The 348-nt window shown below is 58.6% G+C and carries 1 protein-coding gene; it reads right to left on the reverse strand.

The features are described from left to right. Window positions 1–348 (reverse strand): AMP-binding protein (locus tag PSI23_RS22195; protein ID WP_273557068.1); only part of this gene is annotated, 348 nt, incomplete at both ends.

The raw sequence follows: 348 nt of genomic DNA on the forward strand, positions 1-348 counted from the left end.
CTCAATCAGCCGCAGCAGTTGTTGCGGCTCCCGTCGCAGGGCTTCATGAATCAAGACCAGACAGCCGCCTTCACACAGGGTGGTAAAAATTTCCTGAAAGGCGACATCAAATCCCAGTGCGGCAAATTGCAGGGTTCTGCCATTACCGGCATTACCGGTGGGTTGTGAAGGGGAATGCCGATGCCATTGCAGCAGGTTTGACAGCGCCGCCAGCGGCATCTCCACCCCTTTGGGCAAGCCGGTCGAGCCGGACGTGTAAATCACATAGGCCAAATGGCGTGATGTCAGCCCCAGAGCCTGAGTGTCGGGATTGTGGGTCGGTTGTGCAGCCAGCGCGGGGTCTGGTGC

Source organism: Xenorhabdus yunnanensis (assembly GCF_028598805.1).
GTDB lineage: Bacteria > Pseudomonadota > Gammaproteobacteria > Enterobacterales > Enterobacteriaceae > Xenorhabdus > Xenorhabdus yunnanensis.